Origin of the sequence: Pseudomonas sp. BF-RE-25, assembly GCF_019956105.1 — a bacterium.
In the GTDB taxonomy this organism is placed as follows: Bacteria; Pseudomonadota; Gammaproteobacteria; order Pseudomonadales; family Pseudomonadaceae; genus Aquipseudomonas; species Aquipseudomonas migulae.
In genome coordinates, this window is the sequence record NZ_JAHBDB010000014.1 from 24,091 (window position 1) to 49,579 (window position 25,489).

Sequence of the window (25,489 nt, forward strand, 5' to 3'; positions counted from 1 at the left end):
TCCTACAGATTAGCGCCTTGTTTAACGGCCAGCGCGTGACTCACGAATATAAAAGCGCGCCTTCTCGGCTTTCCTGGCGCAGCCTTCGAACGCTTCGAATTGCTGCTGGGTCTTGGCGCCGGTCAGCAACGACAGGGCCTTGGAGTAGCTGACGGTGCCGGCAAAACCTTCGGCCTTGGCCAGGTCCAGCTCACGCCACGCCGCATCGAGCCCGTTGCCGCAGCTGTCACGGTAAGCGGTTTTGCCGGCACAACCGGCGAGTGCCAGCGCAATCAAGGGCACACAGATCCAGGCTTTCATCACTCACACCTCAACAATAGGAAAAACAGTCGTGCAGGTAAGACGGTCCGGCGCGTGAAAAGTGCCTTGCTCCCGCCGCCGAAACTATAGCGCTCGGGAGAATAACCATCTGCCGCCATGGAGTGTCGAAAAAACGACGCCTTCACCCTGCCAAGCGACCTTGACGATTGAAGCGCGCCCCTCGATGGGTGCATTGTTGAACCTTGTCAGACGAGGGCGATTCATGAAAAAGCGCGTCGCACTGGTGCTGGGCTCAGGTGGGGCCCGAGGATATGCCCATATCGGGGTCATTGAAGAGATCGAACGGCGTGGCTACGACATCTCCTGCATTGCCGGCTGCTCGATGGGTGCGGTGGTCGGCGGGATTTATGCCGCCGGCAAACTGGATGATTACCGCAACTGGATCGAAAGCCTGGATTACCTCGACGTGTTGCGCCTGGTGGACGTCAGTTTTCGGCTGGGGGCGATTCGCGGTGAGAAGGTCTTCGGGCAGATCCGCAAGATCGTCGGCGAGATCAATATCGAAGACTTGCGCATCCCCTACACGGCGGTGGCCACCGACCTGACCAACCAGCAGGAAATCTGGTTTCAGGAAGGTTGTCTGCACCAGGCGATGCGCGCCTCGGCGGCGATTCCGAGCCTGTTCACCCCGGTGATGCAGGGCAATCGCATGCTGGTGGACGGCGGCATCCTCAACCCTTTGCCGATCGTGCCCGTGGTGTCGAGCCATTGCGACCTGATCATTGCGGTCAACCTCAACTCCACCAACCAGCGTCACTATCAATTGCCGGTGATCCAGCGCCCTGCCGCGTTCAGGACCCGGTTCGACAGCCTGATCAACTCGCTGGGTTCGAAAATGCCGTTCCGCCGCAAACAGGCAGAACAATTGCTGTTGCTGGAAAAGGAAGCGTTGATGGCCGAGGCGGCCGAGATCAATCCCTGGGTCGAGTCCGCCGAGCCCGAAGCCCAGCAACCGGCAGCCGCCCCTGAACGCGACGGTGCGCCGAAGTCGGCCACCGGTTCATTCATCATCGACAACGTGGGACCGGCGTCCTTGCTGGATTTGATCAACCAGAGTTTCGAGGTGATGCAGACGTCGTTGGCGCAGTACAAGATCGCCGGCTATCCGCCGGATATTCTGATCAACGTGCCGAAGCGAGTGTGCCGGTTCTTCGAGTTTTACAAGGCTCCGGAGTTGATCGCGCTGGGGCGCGAGATTGCGCGGGACACCTTGGATCGGTATGAGAACGAGCGGGATTCCTGAGGATTCTCGAGTGAATGTGAGGGCCTCATCGCCGGCAAGCCGGCTCCTACAAAGTTTGAGGTGATCACAAGATTTGCAAACGACTCTGGTCCCTGTAGGAGCTGGCTTGCCGGCGATGGGGCCGGACGATTCAGCACAAAAACTAAACCCCACCCTCACTCAACAACCGATACCCAACCCCCGCCTCGGTCACGATAAACCGTGGCTGCGTCGGATCATCCGCCAGCTTCTGCCGCAAATGCCCCACTACAATCCGCAGATAATGACTGTCTTCGGTATGGGTCGGCCCCCAGATATCCTTGAGCAATTGCTGCTGGGTGATGACCCTTCCCGGATGCCGCGCCAGTTGCGCCAGCACTGCGTATTCCTTGCGGGTCAACGCCACTTCGACACCTTCGAGCAGCACCCGGCGATACGCCAGATCCACGGTCAACGGGCCGAACGTCAACGCCGCTTGTTGCGCCTCGCCCACCGGCGCCTGACGCAACAGGGCACGCACCCGTGCCAGAAATTCCTGAATGCCGAACGGCTTGGTCACGTAGTCATTGGCGCCGCCATCCAGCGCTTCGACCTTCTGCCCTTCACCGGCGCGCACAGACAGCACCAGCACCGGCACCGTCGACCATTCACGGAACTCGCGCAGCACTTGCTGGCCGTCCATGTCCGGCAGGCCGAGGTCGAGCACCAGCAAATCGGGTTTGTTCAATGCGGCTTGCGCCAGGCCTTCGGTGCCGGTGCCCGCCTCCAGCACTTTGTAGCCTTGGGAGGCGAGGCTGATGCGCAGGAACTTGCGGATCTGCGGTTCGTCGTCGATGACCAAAATGGTCGCGGTCTGGCTCATGGTTTCCGGTCGCGGCATGGAGATGTCCAAAGGGTATCAGGCTTCACTTTCAGTGCTCACTGTCCGCTCTCGATTTCAAAGGAAGGTTGTTCCTGCAGGGGCAAGTGAAGGGTGATGCAGGTGCCGCGCCCGTCGATGCCGTCATCGACGCTGATGCGCCCGCCGTGCGCGCCGACCATGCCCTGACAGATCGCCAGCCCCAGCCCGGTTCCCTGCCCGCCACGATCACCGCGTGCGGCGGTGTAGAACATGTCGAAAATCTTCGCCCGCTCCTCCTCCGGAATGCCCGGGCCTTCATCGCTGACCGAGAAGAACAGCTCGTTTTCAACCACGCCGGCGCGCAATTGCAAACGCCCATACACCGGTGAAAACCGTGCGGCGTTTTCCAGCACGTTGACCAGCGCCTGCTCGATCAGCGCCGCGTGGACGAACAGCAGCGGCAGCTGCGCGGGCACATCGGTGCTGACCTGCAACGGCGCCAGCACCGCGCGCAGGCGATTGAGCGAACTGCCAACGATGTCGGCCGGTGACACCCAGTCCCGCGCGAGCTTCAGCGCGCCGTGACCGAGGCGGGTCATGTCCAGCAGGTTTTGAATGTAGCGATCGAGGCGCTCGGCTTCATCACGCGTGCCTTCGAGCAGTTCGCGGCGATCCTCCAGCGGGATGGCTTCGCCGAGCGCCAACAGGCTGTCGATGCTGCCGCGCATGGAAGTCAGCGGCGTGCGCAGATCGTGGGATACCGAGGCCAGCAAGGCACTGCGCAGTTGCTCGGTTTCACCATGCAGCCGCGCCGCTTCCAGGTCTTCGGCCAGTTGTGCGCGTGCCAGCGCCTGGGCCAGCGGCTGACTGAGCGCAGTCAATAAACGTCGACGCTGACCGCTCAAGGTCTGCCCTTCTTTGGCACAGACGCCGAGCAACGCCAGCGGCCCGTCTTCCACCGAAAGCGGCCACCACCACCAACGCCCGAACGGCAGCGTGCCGGTGCCCGCGCCCGCCGGTTGATCGTGTTGCCAGGCCCAATCGGCGGCGGCGCGTTCGGCTTCGGTGAATTCCAGCGGGCCACCGGTTTCGACTTTCCAGCCTGCCTGACCATCGCGATTGAGCAGACACAGCTGCACGTCTTTCCAGCCGTTTAGGTGCTGTGCGGCGGCGCTGACCACGGCCTGGCGGTCGGTGGCGGCGGTGAGTTTGCGCGACAGGTCGAGCAGTTCGGTGGTCTCTTCCTGCGTATCGCGCAACGCCTGCAATTGCCGGCGCTGGCGCGCGGCGAGGTTGCCGGTGAGCGCAGCCATCAGCAGGAAAAACAGCAGCGTCAGTACGTCTTCTTCGCGCTGGATGCTGAAGGAAAAATTCGGCGGAATGAACAGAAAGTCATAGGTCAGAAACGAAAGCGCCGCACAGGCCAGCGCCGGGCCGAGGCTGCTGCGCACCGCCACCAGCAACACGGCGGCGAGGAACACCAGCGAGATGTTCGGCAGCGGCAAGACACTCGCCACGGCCCAGGCCAGTGCGCTGGCGAGCACGGTTGCGACCAGCGCCAGCGCATAGTCGAACCACACCAGTGACTGCGCCGAACGCTGGCGCGGCTGATGCTGTTCGTGATCGCTGTCGAGGACGTTGATTTCCAGTCCACGTGCATCGCGCAGCAAGCGTGACGCCAAACCACCGCCGAACAGGCGGCGACGCAAACGCTGCCGGGACTGACCGACCAACACCAGGCTGGCACGGCGTTCGGCGGCGTGCTGGATCAGGGTTTTCGCAACTTCGCCGGCACGCAACAACACCACTTCGCCACCGAGACGTTCAGCCAGTTGCTGGGCACTTTGCAGACGCAGGCGCGATTGCTCGTCGCGCACGCTGCCGTTATCCACGTGTACCAGGCTCCACGGCAAATGCCGGCGCTGGGCGACACGACTGGCGTGACGCACCAGGCGTTCGGCCTGAGCATCGCCATCGACACCGACCAGCAACCGACCGCGTACCGCAGGCGCCGCCTGGCCGAGCTGGCGATACCCTTGCGCCAGATCGTTATCGACCTGAGCCGCCGCCGTCTGCATCGCCAATTCGCGCAGGGCGGTGAGGTTGGTCTGGGTGAAAAACGCATCGATGGCCGCCCGCGCCTGCTCCGGCACGTAGACCTTGCCGTCGCGCAGACGCTCGAGCAGCTCCCGTGGCGGCAAGTCGATCAGCAGCAGTTCATAGGCTTCTTGCAGCACCCAGTCCGGCAAGGTTTCGCGGACCTGCACGCCGGTGATGCCGCGCACCTGGTCGTTGAGGCTTTCCAGGTGCTGGACGTTGACCGTGGTGAACACGTCGATGCCGGCGGCGAGCAGTTCCTGAATATCTTGCCAGCGCTTGGCGTGACGACTGCCGGGCGCGTTGCTGTGGGCCAGTTCGTCGACCAGCACCAGTTTCGGTTTGGCTGCGAGCAGGCCGTCGAGGTCCATTTCTTCGAGCATCACGCCACGGTATTCCGAGCGCACCAGCGGTTGCTGCGGCAAGCCGCCGAGCAGCGCTTCGGTTTCGGCACGGCCGTGGGTTTCGACCACGCCGGCGATGACTTTTACGCCCTGGCGCAGTTGAGTGTGGGCCGCTTGCAGCATGGCGTAGGTCTTGCCGACACCGGGCGCGGCACCGAGGAAAACCTTGAGCCGGCCACGGCCATCGCGGGGCAGGTCTGCTAACAGCGCGTCGGCGCGGCCGGAGTCACTCATGCTTGAAGTTCTCTTTTTTCAGGTGTTGATGTGGTGATTGTTCTATCGCCATCGCTAGCAGGCTAGCTCCCACAGGGGGTATGCATTCCATGTGGGAGCTAGCCTGCTAGCGATTGGCGGCGCCACCGATTTACAACTTTTCCAACGCCATGTTCAGCGCCAACACATTCACCACCGGCGGCCCCACCAACGGCTGTTCGATGTGCGCGGCCAGCAGATTCTGAAGCGTAGACACCGGCAGATTCCGCGTCGCCGCAACACGCGCCAGTTGATAGGCAATCGCCGCTGGTGGCAAGTGCGGATCAAGCCCGCTGCCAGAAGTGGTCAGCAGCGCCAACGGCACCGGCCCCTGGCCTGGCACCAGCAGTTTATTGGCATCGTCGATCACCCGAGTGGCCAGGGCCGGGTTGCTTGGCGACAGGTTGCTGGCGCTGCTCGATACCGTGGCGAAAGCACCGGCCGACGGGCGCGGATGGAACCATGCGTCACCGGTAAAATCCTGGGCAATCAGCGAAGAGCCGCGGACTTTGCCGTCGGCGTCACGCACGAGGCTGCCATTGGCCTGGTCAGGGAACGCGACCTGCGCGACGCCAGTGACCACCAACGGATAAGCGATGCCGGTGATCAGGGTCATCAGGACCAGCAGGCTCAGGGCCGGACGTATCATTGTGGACATTTCAAAATCCTCGAATTCGGTGAACAGATTCGGTGTTCATATCGATGAACCGTGGTGCATTCTTCGCGAGCAAGCTTCGCTCCTACAGGAGGGTGGTGAACACCTGTAGGAGCGAGCGGTGCGACGTTTCGACTTGCCCGCGAAGGCAGTGTGTTTGACACACCGCCAAATCGGGTCAAACCAGATGCAACGCCGTCAACAGCATGTCGATCGCCTTGATGCCCACGAACGGCACCAGAATCCCGCCCAGCCCGTAGATCAACAGGTTGCGGCGCAACAACGCCGCCGCACTCGCCGCCTGCACACGCACGCCACGCAAGGCCAGTGGAATCAGCACCACAATGATCAAGGCGTTGAACACGATCGCCGACAGAATCGCGCTCTGCGGACTGCTCAGTTGCATGACGTTGAGCACACCCAGTTGCGGGTAGATCGAGGCGAACAGCGCCGGCAGAATCGCGAAGTATTTGGCCACGTCGTTGGCGATGGAAAAGGTCGTCAGCGCACCGCGAGTCACCAGCAATTCCTTGCCGATCTGCACCACGTCCAGCAGCTTGGTCGGGTCGCTGTCGAGGTCGACCATGTTGGCCGCTTCGCGCGCCGCTTGTGTGCCGTCGTTCATCGCCATGCCGACGTCGGCCTGGGCCAGTGCCGGGGCGTCGTTGGCGCCGTCGCCGCACATCGCGACCAGACGACCGTCGTTCTGCTCGTGACGAATACGCGCCAGTTTTTTCTCCGGCGTAGCTTCAGCCAGCACGTCGTCCACACCGGCTTCGGCCGCAATCGCCGCGGCGGTCAGCGGGTTGTCGCCGGTCACCATGACGGTGCGAATCCCCAGTTTGCGCAGCTCGGCGAAACGCTCGCGGATGCCTGGCTTGACCACGTCCTTGAGGTGGATCGCGCCGAGCAATTTACCGTCGGCGCACACCAGCAACGGCGTACCGCCGCTCTGGGCGATCTTGTCGATTTCCCGGGACAATGCCGGGGCGAGATCGGCGCGTTTCAGGCCGACGAACGCCAGCAGCGAATCCACCGCGCCCTTGCGATACACGCGGCCCTGATAGTCGACACCGGACAAGCGAGTCTCGGCGCTGAACGGCACCGCCGTCAGCACTTCGGTGCCAGGCTCGGGTTGTGGATGAATGCCGCGCAGGTACTCGACGATGGACTTGCCTTCCGCGGTGTCATCGGCCAGCGAAGCGAACAGCGCGCCCTCGGCCAGCTCCTTGGCGCTGACACCCGGTGCGGCATACACCGCGGTGCAACGACGGTTACCGAAAGTGATGGTGCCGGTCTTGTCCAGCAGCAGGACGTGTACGTCCCCCGCCGCTTCCACGGCGCGCCCGGATTTGGCGATCACATTCAGGCGCACCAGACGGTCCATGCCGGCGATACCGATGGCCGAGAGCAAACCGCCGATGGTGGTCGGAATCAGCGTGACCAATAACGCCACCAGGAACACCAGCGGCAGGCTGCCGTTGGCGAAGTGGGCGAACGGTTGCAGGGTCACGACCACCAGCAGGAAGATCAGCGTCAGGCCGATCAGCAGGATGTCGAGCGCCACTTCGTTCGGGGTTTTCTGGCGTTTGGCGCCTTCGACCAAAGCGATCATGCGGTCCAGTGTCGACTCGCCAGGGTTGGCGGTGATGCGCACCAGCAGCCAGTCGGAGACCAGTCGGGTGTTGCCGGTGACGGCCGAACGGTCGCCGCCTGATTCACGGATCACCGGCGCGGATTCACCGGTAATCGCCGCTTCGTTGACTGCCGCGATGCCTTCGATGACCTCGCCGTCACCGGGGATCATTTCCCCGGCTTCGACGCGCACCACATCGCCCTTGCGCAGGCTGGTGGCCGGCACCACTTGAAAGGCGCCGTTGCCGGTTTTGCGGCGTGCGCTCAAGCCTTCGCTGCCAGCCTTGAGGCTGTCGGCGCGGGCCTTGCCACGACCTTCGGCCAAGGCTTCGGCGAAGTTGGCGAACAGCACGGTGAACCACAGCCACAAGGCGATTTGCGCAGCGACGAAGGTCGGCACGGCGCTGTCGGGAATGAAGCACAGCACGGTGGTCAGGACGGCGGTCAGTTCGACCACCAGCATCACCGGCGCACGCTGCAATTGCCGTGGGTCGAGCTTGACGAAGGCTTGCACCAGCGCCGGACGCCACAGGGCCGAGATCGCGGTTTTCGGTTGTTCCGACGCCTTGACGGTGGCGGCTTTACTTACGGGCATATTCATCATTGATTCCTCAGAAGCCCATGCTCAAATGTTCAGCGATAGGACCCAGCGCCAACGTCGGCAGGAAGGTCAAACCACCCACCAGCAAAATGGTCACGGTCAGCAACGTCACAAACAGCGGGCCGTGGGTCGGGAAACTGTTCTGGCCGATTGGTGCGGTTTTCTTCATCGCCAGGCTGCCGGCCAGGGCCAGTACCGGGAGGATGTAACCGAAGCGACCGATCAACATGCCCAGGCCGAGCATCAGGTTGTGGAACGCGGTGTTGGCACCGAAACCGCCGAATGCCGAACCGTTGTTGGCACTCGCCGATGTGTAGGCGTACAGCAACTGGCTGAAACCGTGGGCGCCGGGGTTGCTCACCGAGGCGACCGGGCCCGGCAGGCTCGCGGCAATCGCGCCGAGCACCAGCACGCCGACCGGCATCACCAGCAAAGTCACCACCAGCAATTGCACTTCCTTGGCTTGCAGTTTCTTGCCGAGGTATTCCGGGGTGCGGCCGATCATCAGGCCGGCGAGGAACACCGCGATCAACACGTTGAGCAACATGCCGTAGAGCCCGGCACCGACGCCGCCGAAGATCACTTCGCCGACCATCATGTTGACCATCGCGACCATGCCGCTCAGCGGGTTGAGGCTGTCGTGCATGCCGTTGACCGAGCCGTTGGACGCGGCAGTCGTGGTCACCGACCACAACACCGTGGCGGTGGTGCCGAAGCGCGCTTCCTTGCCTTCCAGCGGCGCGGTCTGTTCGACGGCGACGTTGTTCAGGGTCGGATTCGGTTGGTATTCAGCCCACAGCGAAGTCGCGCCGCCAATCAGGAACAGCGCCAGCATGCAGGCGATGATCGCGCGGCTCTGACGCAGATCTTTGACGTAATGACCGAAGGTGAACACCAGGGCGACCGGGATCAGAATGATCGAGGCCACTTCGAACAGGTTGCTCCACGCCGTCGGGTTCTCGAACGGGTGCGCCGAGTTGACACCGAAGAAGCCGCCACCATTGGTGCCCAGTTGCTTGATCGCAATCTGGCTGGCGGCCGGGCCGAGCGGGATCACCTGATCGACGCCTTGCATCGTCACCGCATTCACGTACTGCGCGAAAGTTTGCGGCACGCCCTGCCAGACCAGGTACAGCGCCAGCAGCAGGCACAGCGGCAGCAGGCCGTAGAGGGTGGCGCGGGTCATGTCGACCCAGAAATTGCCCAGGGTTTTGGTCGATTTGCGACCGATGCCCCGGCACAACGCAACCAGCACAGCGAGGCCGGTGGCGGCGCTGACGAAGTTCTGCACGGTGAGACCGACCATCTGGCTCAGGTAGCTCAGCGAGGCTTCGCCGCTGTAGCCCTGCCAGTTGGTATTGGTCATGAAACTGACGGCGGTGTTGAACGCCAGCGTCCACTCCTGACCCGGCAGGTTTTGCGGGTTGAGCGGCAAGTGGTCCTGGAACAACAGAATCACGAACAACAGCAAAAAGCCCGCGAGGTTGAAGGCGAGTAAGGCCAGGGTGTATTTCTGCCAGCTCTGTTCGGCTTGCGGATCAACGCCGGCCACCCGATAACAGCCACGCTCCACAGGTCCCAGGATCGGTGTCAGCCAGGTGCGCTGGCCTTCCATGACCTTGTAGTAGAACCGCCCGAGAAACGGTGCCGGGATCAGCACCACGGCGAAGAAGGCCAGGATCAGCCAATAGTCATAACTGTGCATAGCCGCTCCTAGTTCCGGTCCGCGCGCAACAGCGCAACCAACAGATAAATGAACAGCCCCACTGCCAACAGCAGTGACACCCCGTCCAGAACGCTCATGGAAGTTCTCCGTGTTACGGCGTATTGCCGCGTGTGGAGTCATTGTCGGAAGGAAGGCTGTAAAGGAGCGAGATCGAGGGGGTTGGCTGTGCATAAAGAAAGTGTAAAGAGTGGGTTTATGCGGGCGTTACAGCGGTGTTTTCGCGGGCCTCATCGCTGGCAAGCCAGCTCCTACAGGGGATCGACGTTTTCTGCGCAAACGCATTTCAACTGTAGGAGCTGGCTTGCCAGCGATGGCTGCAGAACGGGCACCACTGCCCCTAACTGGCGCACAAAAACTGCTGATTCGGTAGCCAACATCCCCGATACGACACCTTTTTACGCTTTACGACGGCCATCACCACACTGGCACGCCCACTGCACACGCCCTCCCCGAGCTGTCCAAACCGTTCAGGGAGCAAACGCATGAACACACAACTCAAACCCACGCTGGGCACGCTGCACCTGTGGGGCATCGCGGTCGGGCTGGTGATTTCCGGTGAGTATTTCGGCTGGAGTTACGGCTGGGGCGTGGCGGGCACACTTGGTTTCCTGGTGACGTCCTTCATGGTCGCCACGATGTACACCTGCTTCATCTTCAGCTTCACCGAGCTGACCACGGCGATTCCTCACGCTGGCGGTCCCTTTGCCTACAGCCGCCGCGCCTTTGGCGAGAAAGGCGGATTGATCGCCGGGCTGGCGACGCTGATCGAATTCGTCTTCGCCCCACCGGCCATCGCATTGGCGATCGGCGCCTACCTCAACGTGCAATTCCCCGCCCTCGACCCGAAACACGCAGCGGTCGGCGCCTACATCGTGTTCATGGGCCTGAACATCCTCGGGGTGAAACTGGCGGCCACCTTCGAGCTGGTGGTCTGCGTACTCGCGGTGGCCGAATTGCTGGTGTTCATGGGCGTGGTTGCGCCGGCATTCAGCTTCAGCAACTTCGCGCTGAACGGCTGGGCCGGCTCCGATGTGTTCGGCGCACCGGCGATTGCCGGGATGTTCGCGGCGATTCCGTTTGCCATCTGGTTTTTCCTCGCCATCGAAGGCGCCGCCATGGCCGCCGAAGAAGCCAAGGACCCGAAACGCACGATTCCCAAGGCGTACATCAGCGGCATTTTGACCTTGGTGTTGCTGGCCATGGGCGTGATGTTCTTTGCCGGCGGCGTCGGCGACTGGCGCACTTTGTCGAACATCAACGACCCGCTGCCGCAAGCGATGAAAACCGTGGTCGGCGAAAGCTCCGGCTGGTTGCACATGCTGGTGTGGATCGGCCTGTTCGGTCTGGTGGCGAGTTTCCACGGGATCATCCTCGGTTACTCGCGGCAGTTCTTCGCCCTTGCGCGAGCCGGTTACCTGCCGGCGTCGCTGGCCAAACTCTCGCGCTTCCAGACGCCGCACCGGGCAATCATCGCCGGTGGTGTCATCGGGATCGCGGCGATCTACAGCGATGGCTTGATCAACCTCGGCGGCATGACACTGACCGCCGCGATGATCACCATGGCGGTGTTCGGCGCGATCGTGATGTACATCATGAGCATGCTGAGCCTGTTCAAGCTGCGTAAAACCGAGCCGAACCTGGAGCGCACTTTCCGCGCGCCGTGCTACCCGTTGGTGCCGGCCATTGCACTGGTGCTGGCGGTGGTGTGCCTGGTGGCGATGGCGTGGTTCAACGCGCTGATCGGCGCGATTTTCCTCGGCTTCATGGCCGTGGGTTTCGTGTACTTCATGCTGACCGCGCAATTGCGCGCCGATGCACCGGCGGACGCGATGTTGACCGGGCTCTGAATCGCAGCAGGTGTTGCGGGTCGATCAGGCATAGAATGGAACCACTGCGAAATTGAATCGCTCAAAGTGGTATGCACGATCGATTGGCGAAACCCGCCAATCGGCCTGCCCTCAAGGAGAGCCCTATGCCCTGGTATGCCTGGTTGATTCTGATCGTTGCAATCGGCTCGATCGTGGGTGGTTTGATGTTGTTGCGCGACACCGCCCACAAGGTCGAACTGACCGATGAGCAACGCAAACGCGTCGCTGAACGCAACGCGCAAGCGGATGCCAAGGATGCGCAGGACCGCTGAAAAAAACCTGATCCCTGTAGGAGCGAGCCTGCTCGCGATGCACCTGAGAACAACGCGTTTACTCAGAATAAACGCGTTATCGTTAACGTCCATCGCGAGCAGGCTCGCTCCTACAGATGACGGTTATTTTTCCCAATCGGCCTTGGCGATGTGCAAGCCATGCAGCCCTTTGTACGCCGCACGCTCCGGCTGGCTCCAGCCTTCGAGCAGTGAATCCTCCAGTTTGTAGATCTCCACCCCAAGCGGGCGACACACGCTCAGCGGGTCCTGCGCGTCCGGCCCCCACATGGCCAGCGACAGATCGCCCCCCGGACAGGTCGACAACGCGCACAACAGATCGATCTCGGCAAAGAATTCCAGGTAGTCGCCCTTCTGCGCCGGACAGGCTTTCATGAAGTACATGTCGTCGTGATTGAGGCCGGTGCACTGGAAAATGTTCAGCACGTCATGCACGTCGAACTCGGTCAGGCCATGGGGCAACACTGCGCGGGTCAGGTTGGAGTGGCAGTGATGGTGGAAGTCTTCGCCGGTGAGCATTTTGTTCACATAGGGATCGCAGCGGGTGCCGAGCAAGTCGTGCAGGCGCCCACCATGTTCGTCAATGCCGTAGTCGGCCAGGCTGTCATCGGTGATGGTCACCAGCGGCCGCAAGAATGGCAGGTTCGACCAGAGCCGGTCGTGAGTGCTGACATGCGCCCCTTGCAACTGCCGCGTGCGCGAAGCCCACAAGCGTTCACGCGGATCGTTGGCATTCCAGACGTTGAAATCCCCGACTTGCGGGCCGACCGGCGTGGTCACGCGAAACACGTGCCCGGCCGGGACATGCCAGGCGCGGCCGGTGCGGATCGGCACTTCGAACTGCTCGATCAGCGTGCGCCCCTCCTTCGTATCCCGGATCTTTTCATAGAAGGCTTTGTCCACCTGCAAGGCCGAACCTTTGCTGACTTGGTAGGCCGCCGGATAGTCTTTGTACATGGCACGAATCCTCGATCAGTGATGGGAAGAAGGAGCAAGCATTTGCAACAGAAGGTGTTCGGAATCGTCGAGATAACGGCTCATGGCGTCCTCGGCGGCGCGTTTGTCGCCTTCGGCCAACAGCTCGTGAATCTGCCGGTCACGCGCCAGCCAGGGCGCCTGAAACCGTGATTCATCGGGCGCGGCGCAAAACACCAGGCGCAGTTGCGCGACGACATTGGTGAAGAACTCATCGAACAACGGGCTGCGCAGCAACCCGACGATGTGTTGATGAAACGCCAGGCTGTGCGTGCCCACGGCGCGCCAATCCTCGCGCTCCCGGGCCAGTTCGGTGGCTTCCAGGGCTTCGAGCATCCGGTCGGACTGATAATCGCGCAGCGGCTGACTGGCACTGATGGCCTGCAACTCCAGCGTGCGGCGGACGTTGAACAGATCCCGCACATCGTCGACGCCCAAGCGACGCACCATCACACCTTTGTTGCGCACATAACGGGTCAGACCTTCCTGCCCCAATCGATGCAAGGCTTCGCGGATGGTGTTGCGGGAAGCGTTGTAGGCTGACACCAGATCGTTTTCCACCAGCGCCATGCCGGGCAGCAAACGACCGCCAATAATGTCGGCGCGTAACTCCAGGGTGATGTGGTCGGCCAGGGACAGTCCGCTGTTCATACTTATCGCCTTATGATTGTTCAACAATCGTCAGCTAACGGGTAATCACTATCCGTGCCAGTTCGGTCGAGACGTCATGAAGGCGTTGGACGCATCTGCATGCTTTTTAGAAATAGAAGTACAGTCACCATCCCATTTCCATTGGTTAAGATGGCGCATTGTTGCGGAGATACCAGATGCGTTACTCGCAGGACCATAAAGCTCAGACCCACAAACGCATCATCAAGGAAGCTTCAGCGCGATTTCGCCGCGACGGTATTGGCGCGACCGGCTTGCAGCCCCTGATGAAAGCGCTGGGCTTGACTCACGGCGGCTTCTATTCGCATTTCAAGTCCAAGGATGAGCTGGTAGAAAAGGCCCTGCAGGCTGCAGGCGCCGAGGTGGAAGTCATCTGCGCCGAACTGTTCGCTCAGGAACGCCCACTCGAGGCGTTCATTGACGCGTACTTGTCCGAATGGCACCAGACTTCACCCCACGAAGGGTGCCCGCTGCCGACCATGTCATCGGAACTCGGCCTGCGCGGACAGCCAAGTCCGACCTCCGACGTGGTGCTCAACGCACGGCTCGAACAAATACAAGGCACCCTTGAAGGTGATGATGCCGCCGACCAGAGCATCTTCATCATGTCCGCAATGGTCGGGGCGCTGCTGTTGTCGCGCAGTGTCGAGAGCGCCGATCTGGCCCAGCGGATTCTCGACGTCACGCGCGACTTTCTCAAAAAGCCCCGGGATTAACCCTGCCAGCGCTTAAAGAGCACGCTGGCATTGACCCCACCAAAGCCGAAACCGTTGGACAGCGCATACTCGATGGCCATCGGCCGCGCCTGACCATGGACGATGTCCACACCTTGCGCCGCCGGATCCGGGTTATCCAGGTTGAGGGTGGCCGGCACGATCTGATCACGGATCGCCAACAGCGTGAAGATCGCCTCGATCCCGCCCGCCGCGCCGAGCAAATGCCCGGTGGCCGACTTGGTCGACGTGACCGCAATCTTGTTATCCGTGCCGAACAACGATTTGATGGCTGCCAACTCGCCCAGATCCCCAACCGGCGTCGAGGTTGCATGAGCATTGAGGTGCTGAACCTGTGCCGCAGCAACGCCCGCCTGAGCCAGCGCCAGCGACATCGCCCGTCGCGCACCACTGCCATCTTCGGGGCCGGCGGTCAGGTGATAGGCGTCGGCGCTGGTGCCGTAACCGACCAGTTCCGCCAGCGGTTGCGCGCCACGGGCCAGTGCATGCTCCAGGGATTCGATCACCAGAAGGCCTGCGCCCTCACCCATGACAAAACCATCGCGGTCACGGTCGAACGGACGCGAAGCCCGCTCCGGCGTTTCGTTGTAACCACTGGACAACGCGCGAGCCGCAGCGAACCCGGCGAGACTGACACGATCGATCGACGCCTCCGCACCGCCACACACCGCAATGTCCGCCTCGCCGCAACGGATCAGCCGCGCCGCATCACCAATCGCCTGAACCCCGGCCGCGCACGCCGTTACCGGAGCACCCAGGGGGCCTTTGAATCCGTGCTGGATCGACACATGGCCCGCGGCCAGATTGACCAGAAAGGAAGGAATGGTAAAAGGCGACAAACGCCGCGGGCCACGACTGTCGGTGGTGCGGACCGCATCGGCAATCGCGCCGAAACCACCGACCCCCGAGCCGATAATGGTCGCCGTACGCTCCTGGGCATTGGCATCCTGAGCCTGCCAACCGGCTTGCTCAAGCGCCTGACGTGCCGCTTCCATGGCAAACATAATGAAGCGGTCCATCTTCTTCTGCTCTTTGGGTGGCGTCGCACGATCCGGATCAAAACCCGCCTCGGCATCTTCGGCCAGCGTCGGCACTGCGCCACCGACCTTGGCCGGCAGATCAGCCACGACTTCCTCCGGCAGGTTGCGCAATCCCGAACGTCCGGCCAACAGACGCTCCCAGACGGCTTCGACCCCGCTACCCAGCGGAGACACCAAACCCATGCCCGTTACAACCACTCGACGTTCACTCATACCGCAACTACCTCAAGCCAATGGAGGGTGCCTCACTTGTAACGCGAAGCGGCCTTGCTTTTGGAAAGATTCGGCGCCATCACTAGACGCGCCGCGACAAACGCATCCCAGTCAGAGGCATCCGGCAACGAAGGAATGGTGATCAGTTCTCCCTGGTCCAGCCCCGACAACGAAGCATCGACCATCTCACCCGCTTCCATGACCATGTCCGCCGGGATCTGGCTTGCGTCAATACCGGAACGCTCCCAGATTTCGGTGCGAGTCACGCCTGGCAACACCGCTTGTACTTTGACCCCGGTGCCATCCAGCTCGGCATTCAACGACTGGGTCAGGCTCAACACATAAGCCTTGCTGGCGCTGTAAGTGGCGTTGAAGCGCTCGGGAAACAACGCCACCACCGAGGCGATGTTGATGATCGTACCCCGGCCGGCTTTGGCAAAACTGGCGGCCGCCGCCGAAGCCAGGCGCGTGACCGTCGTTACGTTCAATTGAATCAAACGTTCCAGTTGGTCCAAATCAGCGTTGGCCAGCAAGCCATCTGCCGCGACACCCGCGTTATTCAGCAGCAGACTGATACTCGAATCGCTGCGAAGGCGCTGCTCAAGTTTCAGCACATCATCCTTTTGCGTGAGATCCGCTTTCAGCACCTCGACCTGAACACCATGCTCGGCGCGCAGCTTGCTCGCCGCGGCCTGAAGACGCTGTTCGTCACGTGCGACCAGCAACAAATCAAAACCGCGTGCTGCCAAGCGCTCAGCGTAAATGGCACCAATCCCGGATGAAGCACCGGTAACAAGAGCCGTACCTTGGGTCTGGACAGAATTCATGACGTGCTCCTGAAATGCGTAAGGAAAAAGAAAAGCGCCTGCGCTTCAGAGCGCCAAGCCGGATGACGAATTTATTATAGGCATAATTTAATCGCAATATGATAGCCGTAATTTTTCATCTGCCGACAGAAGGCGCTAAATCACCACGTACGCCAGAATGCAAAAAGGCCGGTCAATGACCGGCCCATGGCGCTGAATTACAAGCTTAGTTCACCTCAAGCTTTTCGCGGTTCTTATCCAGAATGGCTTTGCCGATTCCCTTCACTTCGAGCAGCTCGTCCACCGACGCAAACGGCCCATTACTATCACGATAGGTAACAATCGCCTTGGCCTTGGCTTCCCCGATGCCGGACAACTCCCGCTGCAGCGTCGACGCGTCGGCCTGATTTAAATCAACCTTTTCGGACTGAACCTTGGGAGCGACCTCCATGACCAGAGGTGCAGTGCCCGCCTCCGACTTGGCCGCGGGGGCGGCAATGGCGGCGACAGAGGCAGTGCTCAAGAGGGCAAAAATCAGAGAGTAGAAGTAGCCAGTACGCATAAATGAAGCTCCATGACATCAATTGGGAAAGCAGCTTTTCCGAAGCTGCCCTCCAAACTTAGGCGATGTCTGGAGCCTGTCAAAAATGTGTTGGTTACAGAATATGAAATAGTCGACGTCGACGGATAACGATTGATCCACGACAGCGCTACGGAGAAAGTTGGCAAAGGCACCTGACAGACCAGTTATACTTGCCCCCATACCTCGCGGGGTACTTCAGCGCAGAACCGCTCTCCTGGGTAAAATGGCAATTCCCCAGCGCCTGTGCGGATCGTTCCAAGTCGATACCACCAACATTCGTAAACTTTCAGGCGGCCTCCCAACGAGCGTTAATGAAGCCTTGGGAAACACTGCGATGCATTTTCGGGAACATCAATAACAATGATCTACTTGTGGCTGGCACCGGCTCTTGCTCTCCTGTCTCTTGCGTTAACTGCGGCTCTGCGGCGATATGCGCTGTCTCGAAGCATCATCGACATACCCAATGCACGCAGCTCCCACACCGTTCCAACGCCGCGTGGCGGAGGCGTGGCTATCGTGATGACGTTCCTGTTGTCGCTTCCGGTTTTTGGTGTGTTCGAACTGGTACCTTGGCACCAACTGATCGCAGTGGGGGGCGCTGGAGCGCTGGTGGCTGTTATCGGGTTCATGGACGATCATGGCCATATTGCGGCTCGGTGGCGGCTGCTTGGGCATTTCGGAGCGGGTATATGGGCGCTTGTTTTTTTGGGAGGGTTTGCGCCGATAACCCTTTTCGGAACAAGTCTTGACCTGCACTGGATCGGTCATTGCCTCGCAGTGGTTTATCTGGTTTGGCTACTCAATCTCTACAATTTCATGGATGGAATTGACGGGATCGCGAGTGTTGAAGCAGTGACCAGTTGTCTTGGTGCATGTTTGCTTTACTGGTTAAGTGGCGCTTCGTCTCTAATCTGGGGGCCGTTGACGATGGCCGTGGCCGTGATCGGATTCCTGTACTGGAATTTCCCGCCGGCACGAATATTCATGGGGGACGCAGGGAGTGGATTTCTAGGCATAGCCTTGGGAGTTTTATCTTTGCAGGCTGCCTGGATTTCCCCGGATTTGTTCTGGGCCTGGTTGATTTTGTTAGGCGTATTCATCGTCGACGCGACCTTCACCTTGATACGTCGATTGGTTCGCGGAGATAAAGTCTATGAAGCTCACCGGAGCCATGCCTATCAATTCGCTTCACGCCAATATGGCAAGCATTTACCAGTGACGCTCGCCGTCGGCGTCATCAATTTGCTTTGGTTATTGCCCATTGCCTACTGCGTAACTCAACTGGGCCTTGATGGCACCTGGGGAGTCATTATTGCTTATGTCCCGCTGATTATTCTCGCGTCGAAATATCATGCAGGCCAGCTCGAGGCTTCTGTGCCGACTTGATGCCATTCGGGCGTTTTGGAAGGGGTCGACTGCGAGCGACCAGGCAGATCAAGTAGTGGCAACTTCAGAAGCGGGGGCCTTCGCATAGAGTGCTCCGCTTCTCATTCAACTTAGTCCTTCAAGCCGTCGCGGCGCTTGCCTCGGCGCCTTACTCCCTTACTTATAACCAAACTCATTACCGGACCCGCCCCCCATCCCAGCAACAATGCCAACACTACATAGATTGCAAGAGGGAATTGCGGAGTCGACCAGCCTAAAAAGGTTAGCGCTGCTGGCTGATTATTTTCCAGAATGAATACAACCACCAGCGCAACTAGCAACACAATCAACGTAAGTGCGGTTACTCGCTTTGCGCTAGCCATCTAGACCTCTTTCCGATAATCAAAGATCATTCTCTTCATCCTCATTCACCCGATCCCGCAACTCTTTCCCCGGCTTGAAATGGGGAACGAATTTGCCGTCAAGGCTGACGGACTGACCGGTTTTCGGATTGCGGCCTACGCGCGGTGCGCGGTAGTGCAGGGAGAAGCTGCCAAATCCACGGATCTCGATGCGATCACCGGTGGCCAGACATTGGGACATTTGTTCAAGCATGGTCTTGATAGCCAGCTCCACATCCTTTGATGAGAGCAGCCCTTGATGGGTGACAATTCGTTCGATCAACTCCGACTTCGTCATATTTTTCCCTTCTTTTTCAAGCAGCTAGGAAAAGCGCTTCAAAGGTTTTAGCATGCCCGAAGGAATTTGAACAGCCCGAGCTTTGACATATCTTCGCCAGCAATGGGATGTCGATTTCAGAACAGAAGACTGATCAAGCCCGACCTGCTCATCTGCAGATAACCAGCATGGTGCGTGTCACATAACCTGCCGGGTTGAAGCCAAAGGGAAACTCATCTTCGTCTTTGGCCTCATCGGATCTCGTGACTACCTTGTAACCAGCGCCCTTGCACTCCTTGGCAGCGCGTTTGTGACACTTCTCCCACCCCGAACCCAACCCCGAACAATCGACCTCGATGCCACTGACCCCGCGTGCGGCGTGAGTCTTCGCATTAGTGGTACAACCCGCCAATGTCAGTACGGCTAGTGCGACAATGAGCTTGTTCATTCATTTCCTTATGCCGGGCGCCCTGCCCGACTGTCGTTCGCTTCTGACTAAAGACTAGCTGTAAATAAACGATTGATCCGATTAAAGAAAGAGACAGCTTTTGGGGGCTATTGGTTTCACGGGCGAACAATGTCATGCGATACGGATACTGCACACACCAAATCACAGGCACAAAAAAGGGCGACCGAAGTCGCCCTTTTTAATGATCAAGCAGAACTTAGTTCTGTTTGGCCATTGCCTGGCGCAGCAGTGCCGCCATGGTGGTGTCAGCTGCAGCATCACCTTCCGGAGCAGTTTTCAGGCTCTGGATGGCTTCTTTCTCTTCAGCATCGTCTTTCGATTTGATCGACAGCTGAATTACGCGGCTCTTACGATCAACGCTGATGATCTTGGCTTCTACTTCCTGGCCTTCTTTCAGAACGTTGCGCGCGTCTTCAACGCGGTCACGGCTGATTTCGGAGGCTTTCAGAGTCGCTTCGATATCGTCGGCCAGAGTGATGATGGCGCCTTTAGCGTCAACTTCTTTCACGATGCCTTTAACGATTGCGCCTTTGTCGTTCTCTTGAACGTACTCGGAGAACGGATCGCTTTCCAGTTGCTTGATACCCAGGGAGATACGCTCGCGCTCTGGGTCAACCGACAGGATAACGGTGTCCAGCTCGTCGCCCTTCTTGAAGCGGCGAACGGCTTCTTCGCCCACTTCGTTCCAGGAGATGTCGGACAGGTGAACCAGACCGTCGATGCCGCCGTCCAGACCAATGAAGATACCGAAATCGGTGATCGACTTGATGGTGCCGGAGATTTTATCGCCCTTGTTGAACTGGCCAGAGAAATCTTCCCACGGGTTAGATTTGCACTGCTTGATGCCGAGGGAGATACGACGACGCTCTTCGTCGATGTCCAGAACCATAACTTCCACTTCGTCGCCGACTTGTACGACTTTCGAAGGGTGGATGTTCTTGTTGGTCCAGTCCATTTCGGAAACGTGTACCAGACCTTCAACGCCTTCTTCCAGCTCAGCGAAGCAGCCGTAGTCGGTCAGGTTGGTTACACGAGCGGTAACGCGAGTGCTTTCTGGGTAACGGGCTTTGATAGCAACCCATGGATCTTCGCCCAGTTGCTTCAGGCCCAGGGAAACACGGTTGCGTTCGCGATCGTATTTCAGAACCTTAACGTCGATTTCGTCACCAACGTTGACGATCTCGGAAGGATGCTTGATGCGCTTCCAAGCCATGTCGGTGATGTGCAGCAGGCCGTCCACGCCACCCAGATCGACGAATGCGCCGTAATCGGTGAGGTTCTTGACGATACCTTTGACTTGCTGACCTTCCTGCAGGGATTCCAGCAGAGCTTCACGCTCGGCGGAGTTCTCGGCTTCGAGGACGCTGCGACGGGAAACGACAACGTTGTTGCGTTTCTGGTCGAGTTTGATGACCTTGAATTCCAGCTCTTTGCCTTCCAGGTGCGTAGTATCGCGCACAGGACGGACGTCAACCAGGGAACCTGGCAGGAACGCACGGATGCCGTTAACGTCGACAGTGAAGCCGCCTTTAACCTTACCGTTGATAACGCCCTTGACCACTTCCTCGGCTGCGAAGGCAGCTTCCAGAACAATCCAGCATTCAGCGCGCTTGGCTTTTTCACGGGACAGCTTGGTTTCACCAAAGCCGTCTTCAACCGAGTCCAGCGCAACGTGAACTTCGTCACCGACGTTGATAGTCAGGTCGCCAGCGTCGTTGTAGAACTGCTCAAGCGGGATGAGTGCTTCAGACTTCAGGCCAGCGTGAACGGTTACCCAGCGAGCTTGGTAATCGATATCAACGATAACACCGGTGATGATGGAGCCTGCCTGAAGGTTCAGGGTTTTTAGGCTTTCTTCAAAGAGTTCCGCAAAGCTTTCGCTCATTTTAATTCCTGTTGATGAGGGCGAAGAATACGCCCATCTCCACACCCCAGACGGTGTGGGTTAGTTTCATTTAAAAGAAGCGCCACAGGACTATGACTGGTCCCCTGCGGCCTTCTTGGTCACCCGGCGATATCGCGAATGGCGATCTCGCTCATGATGCGTTCCAGCACCTGGTCGATGGATAATTCCGTGGAATCCAGCTGTATGGCGTCAGCCGCCGGTTTGAGCGGGGCTACCGCTCGCTGGGTGTCACGCTCATCGCGTGCACGTATCTCATCTAGCAGACTCGACAGACTAACACCATCGACTTTGCCCTTCAACTGCAAGTATCGACGGCGCGCACGCTCCTCGGCACTGGCGGTAAGGAAAATCTTCAACGGTGCATCCGGAAAAACCACCGTACCCATGTCACGACCATCGGCCACCAGGCCCGGCGCTTCCTGGAATGCACGCTGGCGCTGCAGCAGCGCCTCGCGCACTGCGGGCAACGCCGCGACCTGCGAGGCACCGGAGCCGATGCTTTCGGTACGAATCACATCGCTGACTTCATCGCCCTCGAGAATGATGCGCTGCAACTGACCGTCGGTCGCCGCGATGAATTGCACATCCAGATGAGCGGCAAGTTTTTTCAGCAATTCTTCATTGGTGAGGTCGACACCGTGATTATGCGCAGCGAAGGCCAGCAACCGATAAAGCGCACCGGAATCCAGCAGGTTCCAGCCCAGACGCTTGGCCAGAATGCCAGCTACCGTGCCCTTGCCGGAGCCGCTTGGCCCATCGATGGTGATGATCGGTGCGATGTTTTTCACGACTGAGCCTCTTGTGCAACACGGATACCGACCTGCGCGCACAGCGCCAGGAAGTTCGGGAACGACGTTGCGACGTTGGCACAGTCATGGATGCGAATAGGCGCAGTGGCACGCAGCGATGCCACGCTGAAAGCCATGGCAATCCGGTGATCGCCGTGACCATGCACTTCGCCGCCGCCGATCAGGCCGCCGTCGATGATGATGCCGTCCGGGGTCGGTTCGCATTTGACGCCCAGTGCCAGCAAGCCATCGGCCATGACCTGGATCCGATCCGATTCCTTGACGCGCAACTCTTCGGCGCCACGCAGGATGGTGCGCCCTTCGGCACAGGCAGCCGCCACAAACAGCACCGGGAATTCGTCAATGGCCAATGGAACCAGCGCTTCGGGAATCTCGATACCTTTGAGTTTAGCTGCACGCACGCGCAGGTCCGCTACTGGTTCGCCGCCGACTTCACGCTGGTTTTCCAGGGTGATGTCAGCGCCCATCAGACGCAGAATGTCGATCACTCCGGTACGGGTCGGGTTGATGCCGACATGCTCGAGCACCAGTTCGGAACCTTCGGCAATGGACGCCGCCACCAGGAAGAACGCCGACGACGAAATATCGCCCGGCACTTCAATGTGGGTCGCGGTCAGCTTGTGCCCGGATTCGACCGACGCCGTAGCGCCGTTGACGCTGACCGGGTAGCCGAAGCCGCGCAGCATGCGCTCGGTGTGGTCGCGCGTCGGTGCAGGCTCGGTGACGGTGGTTTTGCCATCAGCGTACAGGCCGGCCAACAGCAGGCAGGATTTAACCTGGGCACTGGCCATCGGCATGGTGTAGGTCAGGCCTTTGAGCTTGTTACCACCACGAATGATCATCGGTGGACGACCTTCAGCGGCGGTCTCGATCACGGCGCCCATTTCACGCAGCGGATTGGCCACGCGATTCATCGGACGCTTGGACAGCGAGGCATCACCGGTCAAGGTGCTGTCGAAGTTCTGCGCGGCCAGCAGGCCGGACAGCAGACGCATCGAAGTGCCGGAGTTGCCCAGATAGATCGGGCCCGGCGCAGGCTTCAGACCATGCAGGCCGACGCCGTGGATGGTCACGCGACCGTGGTGCGGACCTTCGATCACGACCCCCATGTCGCGGAAGGCCTGCAAGGTCGCCAGAGCGTCTTCGCCCTCGAGGAAGCCTTCGACTTCGGTGACGCCTTCGGCCAGGGAGCCGAGCATGATCGAACGGTGGGAAATCGATTTATCGCCCGGTACACGAATCCGCCCAGTCAGGCGGCCACCAGGTTGTCCCAGGAAAATCAGGTCGTTGGAGTTCATAGCGTCCACATAAGCCCGGCGAGCCAGGATTTTACTGAAATGTTCGCGGGCAACCCGGGCGCGCGTGAACACGCCCAACAATTGGTGCCCATCCCCTGCATCGACCGCGTCGCGCAAGGCGTCGAGGTCGCTGCGAAATGTATCAAGCGTGCGTAGGACAGCTTCGCGGTTGGCGAGGAAGATGTCGTGCCACATGACCGGGTCACTTCCCGCGATTCTCGTGAAATCGCGGAAACCGCCGGCAGCGTAACGGAAGATCTCAAGGTTTTCATTGCGCTTGGCCAACGAATCGACCAAACCGAACGCCAGCAAGTGCGGCAAATGGCTGGTCGCCGCCAACACTTCGTCGTGACGCTCGACCTGCATGTGCTCGACATCGGCGCCCAATTCACGCCACAACCGGTCGACCACGGCCAGCGCGGCCGGATCAGTTTGGTCCAGCGGCGTCAGAATCACTTTATGGCGACGAAACAGTTCGGCATTGGAGGCTTCCACCCCGCTCTGCTCGGAACCGGCAATCGGATGACCCGGCACGAAACGCGCCGGCATGCCGCCAAACGCTTCGGTCGCGGCGCGCACGACGTTGCCCTTGGCACTGCCGACATCCGTCAGAATCGCTTGCCCAAGGTCCATGCCGGCCAACCGGCCGAGCATCTTTTCCATGGCCAGGATCGGCACCGCGAGTTGAATCACGTCGGCGCCCTGGCAGGCAACGGCCAGGTCTTCTTCACAGCGATCCACCACGCCCAACTCGACCGCGAGCTTGCGCGACTGCGGATCGAGATCGACACCCACCACTTCGCGGCACAGGCCGCTTTCACGCAGCCCCTTGGCAAACGAACCGCCGATCAACCCGAGACCGACCACCACCAGGCGACCGATCATAGGTTCAGCAGATTGCAGAGCAGTGACATCAACCACGAGCCAGAACCTTGGTCAGCGCCTCAAGGAAGCGGCTGTTTTCCGCCGGCAGGCCGATGGTGATGCGCAAGTGGTTCGGCATGCCATAGTTGGCCACCGGACGCACGATCACGCCTTCACGCAGCAAGCCCTGGAAGACCGGCAAGGCAACACGGCCGAGATCGACGCAGATGAAGTTGCCCTTGGACGGGATCCAGCTCAGCCCCAGTTCGCGGAAACCCGCTTCCAGCTGCAGCATGCCGGCTTCGTTCAAGCGGCGACTTTCAGCCAGGTACTCGGCGTCTTGCAACGCGGCGCAGGCAGCGGCCAGAGCCAGGCTGTTGACGTTGAACGGCTGACGCACACGGTTCAGCACGTCGGCAACCACCGCTGTGGACAAGCCGTAACCAACGCGCAACGCCGCCAGGCCATAGGCCTTGGAGAAGGTGCGCGAAACCAGCAGGTTCGGGTACGCCGCCAGGAAGTCCAGGCCATCCGGCAAGTCGCTGCCTTCGGCGTATTCGATGTAGGCCTCGTCCAGCACCACCAGCACGTGCTCCGGCACATCCTGCAGGAACTCGTCCAGCGCTTCGGCGCCAAACCAGGTCCCGGTCGGGTTGTTCGGGTTGGCGATGAAGACCACACGGGTATCGGCATCGATCGCGGCCAACATGGCCGACAGATCATGGCCCCAGTCTTTGGCCGGGATCACTTTGGCCGTCGCACCGACGGCCTGGGTGACGATCGGATAGACCGCGAACGCGTGTTCGCTGAACACCGCATTCAGGCCCGGCGCCAGATAGGCACGCGCGACCAGCTCCAGGATGTCGTTGGAACCGTTGCCCAGCGTCACCTGATTCAGTTCGACGCGGCACTGATCGGCCAGCAGGGTCTTGAGCGCAAAACCGTTGCCATCCGGATAACGGGTCAGCTCGGCCAATTCTTCGCGAATGGCCGCCAAAGCCTTTGGACTGGCGCCCAACGGGTTTTCGTTGCTCGCCAGTTTGACGATGCTGGCCGGATCGATGTCCAGCTCACGCGCCAGTTCGTCCACGGGCTTGCCCGGAACGTAAGGCGACAGTTGTTGCACGCCCGGCTGCGCCAGAGCGAGGAAGTTGCCACTCATTTGCTA

Annotated in this window: 23 protein-coding genes; 5 read left to right on the forward strand and 18 right to left on the reverse strand. The window is 60.1% G+C overall.

From position 1 onward, the window contains the following. Positions 1-21 precede the first annotated feature (21 nt). Positions 22-300 carry a hypothetical protein gene (locus KGB24_RS08245; RefSeq protein WP_008027298.1) on the reverse strand — a complete coding sequence of 93 codons (279 nt, stop codon included), beginning with the start codon at positions 298-300 and terminating at the stop codon, positions 22-24. 223 nt (positions 301-523) lie between these two features. Between KGB24_RS08245 and KGB24_RS08250 the strand changes: the two genes are divergently transcribed. Next, positions 524-1,564: a patatin-like phospholipase family protein gene (locus tag KGB24_RS08250; protein ID WP_008027297.1), complete on the forward strand. Its 1,041-nt coding sequence runs from the start codon at positions 524-526 to the stop codon at positions 1,562-1,564. Positions 1,565-1,706: 142 nt separating this feature from the next. On the opposite strand, the gene KGB24_RS08255 is transcribed toward KGB24_RS08250, so the two are convergent. The 6 genes from KGB24_RS08255 to kdpF all read right to left on the reverse strand — a co-directional run bounded on the left by KGB24_RS08255 (position 1,707) and on the right by kdpF (position 9,831). Next, positions 1,707-2,405 (reverse strand): response regulator, encoded by a 699-nt coding sequence (locus KGB24_RS08255; RefSeq protein WP_192226570.1) that lies wholly within the window; start codon positions 2,403-2,405, stop codon positions 1,707-1,709. Positions 2,406-2,461: 56 nt separating this feature from the next. Further along, positions 2,462-5,119: a sensor histidine kinase gene (locus tag KGB24_RS08260; RefSeq protein WP_223414522.1), complete on the reverse strand. Its 2,658-nt coding sequence runs from the start codon at positions 5,117-5,119 to the stop codon at positions 2,462-2,464. A gap of 130 nt (positions 5,120-5,249) precedes the next feature. Beyond that, positions 5,250-5,795: a potassium-transporting ATPase subunit KdpC gene (gene kdpC / locus KGB24_RS08265; protein ID WP_223414523.1), complete on the reverse strand. Its 546-nt coding sequence runs from the start codon at positions 5,793-5,795 to the stop codon at positions 5,250-5,252. Between the two features lie 175 nt (positions 5,796-5,970). Then, the gene (gene kdpB, locus KGB24_RS08270) at positions 5,971-8,028 is read right to left on the reverse strand and encodes a potassium-transporting ATPase subunit KdpB (RefSeq protein WP_223414524.1); all 2,058 of its coding nucleotides are present in this window, start codon (positions 8,026-8,028) and stop codon (positions 5,971-5,973) included. A gap of 10 nt (positions 8,029-8,038) precedes the next feature. Then, a complete protein-coding gene (gene kdpA / locus KGB24_RS08275) occupies positions 8,039-9,733 on the reverse strand; it encodes a potassium-transporting ATPase subunit KdpA (RefSeq protein ID WP_008042180.1) in 1,695 nt (564 codons plus the stop codon). 8 nt (positions 9,734-9,741) lie between these two features. After that, positions 9,742-9,831 carry a K(+)-transporting ATPase subunit F gene (gene kdpF, locus KGB24_RS08280; RefSeq protein WP_007899818.1) on the reverse strand — a complete coding sequence of 30 codons (90 nt, stop codon included), beginning with the start codon at positions 9,829-9,831 and terminating at the stop codon, positions 9,742-9,744. Between the two features lie 405 nt (positions 9,832-10,236). Between kdpF and eat the strand changes: the two genes are divergently transcribed. Further along, the gene (eat, locus tag KGB24_RS08285; protein WP_192226174.1) at positions 10,237-11,601 is read left to right on the forward strand and encodes an ethanolamine permease; all 1,365 of its coding nucleotides are present in this window, start codon (positions 10,237-10,239) and stop codon (positions 11,599-11,601) included. Between the two features lie 125 nt (positions 11,602-11,726). Beyond that, positions 11,727-11,894 carry a DUF2897 family protein gene (locus tag KGB24_RS08290; RefSeq protein WP_008031772.1) on the forward strand — a complete coding sequence of 56 codons (168 nt, stop codon included), beginning with the start codon at positions 11,727-11,729 and terminating at the stop codon, positions 11,892-11,894. A gap of 123 nt (positions 11,895-12,017) precedes the next feature. On the opposite strand, the gene KGB24_RS08295 is transcribed toward KGB24_RS08290, so the two are convergent. Together KGB24_RS08295 and KGB24_RS08300 are read right to left on the reverse strand one after the other, a co-directional pair. Continuing rightward, the gene (locus KGB24_RS08295) at positions 12,018-12,869 is read right to left on the reverse strand and encodes an urea carboxylase-associated family protein (protein ID WP_008031773.1); all 852 of its coding nucleotides are present in this window, start codon (positions 12,867-12,869) and stop codon (positions 12,018-12,020) included. 15 nt (positions 12,870-12,884) lie between these two features. Beyond that, complete coding sequence (locus KGB24_RS08300) at positions 12,885-13,538, reverse strand: GntR family transcriptional regulator (protein ID WP_008042177.1); 654 nt, start codon at positions 13,536-13,538, stop codon at positions 12,885-12,887. A 176-nt stretch (positions 13,539-13,714) separates the two neighbouring features. Here KGB24_RS08300 and KGB24_RS08305 point away from each other — a divergent pair, with 176 nt between their 5' ends. Next, entirely contained in the window at positions 13,715-14,272 is a 558-nt protein-coding gene (locus KGB24_RS08305) for a TetR/AcrR family transcriptional regulator (protein WP_008042176.1), read from the forward strand. On the opposite strand, the gene fabF is transcribed toward KGB24_RS08305, so the two are convergent. The 3 genes from fabF to KGB24_RS08320 all read right to left on the reverse strand — a co-directional run bounded on the left by fabF (position 14,269) and on the right by KGB24_RS08320 (position 16,911). Further along, entirely contained in the window at positions 14,269-15,543 is a 1,275-nt protein-coding gene (gene fabF, locus KGB24_RS08310; RefSeq protein WP_223414525.1) for a beta-ketoacyl-ACP synthase II, read from the reverse strand. The two genes, KGB24_RS08305 and fabF, sit on opposite strands and share 4 nt — an antisense overlap. Positions 15,544-15,575: 32 nt before the next feature. After that, a complete protein-coding gene (locus KGB24_RS08315; RefSeq protein ID WP_008031779.1) occupies positions 15,576-16,370 on the reverse strand; it encodes an SDR family NAD(P)-dependent oxidoreductase in 795 nt (264 codons plus the stop codon). A gap of 205 nt (positions 16,371-16,575) precedes the next feature. After that, positions 16,576-16,911 (reverse strand): ComEA family DNA-binding protein, encoded by a 336-nt coding sequence (locus KGB24_RS08320; protein WP_223414526.1) that lies wholly within the window; start codon positions 16,909-16,911, stop codon positions 16,576-16,578. 381 nt (positions 16,912-17,292) lie between these two features. On the opposite strand from KGB24_RS08320, the gene KGB24_RS08325 reads away from it, so the two are divergent. Beyond that, positions 17,293-18,318 carry an MraY family glycosyltransferase gene (locus tag KGB24_RS08325; RefSeq protein WP_223414527.1) on the forward strand — a complete coding sequence of 342 codons (1,026 nt, stop codon included), beginning with the start codon at positions 17,293-17,295 and terminating at the stop codon, positions 18,316-18,318. 381 nt (positions 18,319-18,699) lie between these two features. Here the strand turns inward: KGB24_RS08325 and ihfB are convergent, their stop codons facing one another. From ihfB to hisC, 6 genes are all read right to left on the reverse strand, one after another. Next, positions 18,700-18,996 carry an integration host factor subunit beta gene (ihfB, locus tag KGB24_RS08330; RefSeq protein WP_008031786.1) on the reverse strand — a complete coding sequence of 99 codons (297 nt, stop codon included), beginning with the start codon at positions 18,994-18,996 and terminating at the stop codon, positions 18,700-18,702. A gap of 148 nt (positions 18,997-19,144) precedes the next feature. Continuing rightward, positions 19,145-19,423, reverse strand: a complete 279-nt coding sequence (locus KGB24_RS08335) for a hypothetical protein (protein WP_008031788.1) — start codon at positions 19,421-19,423, stop codon at positions 19,145-19,147. A 217-nt stretch (positions 19,424-19,640) separates the two neighbouring features. Further along, positions 19,641-21,329 (reverse strand): 30S ribosomal protein S1, encoded by a 1,689-nt coding sequence (gene rpsA, locus KGB24_RS08340; protein WP_223414528.1) that lies wholly within the window; start codon positions 21,327-21,329, stop codon positions 19,641-19,643. Positions 21,330-21,448: 119 nt separating this feature from the next. Beyond that, positions 21,449-22,138, reverse strand: a complete 690-nt coding sequence (cmk, locus tag KGB24_RS08345; RefSeq protein WP_223414529.1) for a (d)CMP kinase — start codon at positions 22,136-22,138, stop codon at positions 21,449-21,451. Further along, positions 22,135-24,342 (reverse strand): bifunctional prephenate dehydrogenase/3-phosphoshikimate 1-carboxyvinyltransferase, encoded by a 2,208-nt coding sequence (locus tag KGB24_RS08350; protein ID WP_230427588.1) that lies wholly within the window; start codon positions 24,340-24,342, stop codon positions 22,135-22,137. The genes cmk and KGB24_RS08350 overlap by 4 nt, the downstream gene beginning before the upstream one ends. 28 nt (positions 24,343-24,370) lie before the next feature. Next, positions 24,371-25,483 (reverse strand): histidinol-phosphate transaminase, encoded by a 1,113-nt coding sequence (gene hisC / locus KGB24_RS08355; protein ID WP_008031795.1) that lies wholly within the window; start codon positions 25,481-25,483, stop codon positions 24,371-24,373. Between the last annotated feature and the right edge of the window lie 6 nt (positions 25,484-25,489).